General features: G+C 74.7%; 1 protein-coding gene. It reads right to left on the bottom strand.

What is annotated here, in order from left to right:
• Positions 1-156 precede the first annotated feature (156 nt).
• A complete protein-coding gene (locus tag PUR61_RS45300) occupies positions 157-324 on the bottom strand; it encodes a beta-ketoacyl synthase N-terminal-like domain-containing protein (RefSeq protein ID WP_443035155.1) in 168 nt (55 codons plus the stop codon).
• Positions 325-328: the final 4 nt, after the last annotated feature.

Below are 328 nucleotides of genomic sequence, written 5' to 3'. Positions count from 1 at the left end.
TGGGGCATTGGCTCACCGGGCGGTGGTCCTCGCCGGTGGGACCGGTGAGTTGATCGGTGGCCTGGGCGCGGTGGCGTCCGGTGCGGGTGGTCTGACGGGCACCGCACGGGCGGGCGGGCGGGGCTGGATGTCGAGCCGCCTGCGGTCGAGCCGCGCCTACCACGCCCGGCTGTTGGAGCCGAGGGTGGAGGACTTCCGCGCCGTGGACCCCCGCTCCACGAGCAGCATGCCGACACCCTCGCCCCAGGCGGTGCCGTCGGCGCCTGCGCCGAACGGCTTGCACCGGCCGTCAGGGGCGAGTCCCCGCTGTCGGGAGAAGTCGATGAAC

Source organism: Streptomyces sp. BE20, from assembly GCF_036322525.1.
Classification (GTDB): Bacteria; Actinomycetota; Actinomycetes; order Streptomycetales; family Streptomycetaceae; genus Kitasatospora.
Note: the sequence above shows the minus strand (reverse complement) of the source record. Positions and strands in the feature narration are given on the sequence as shown.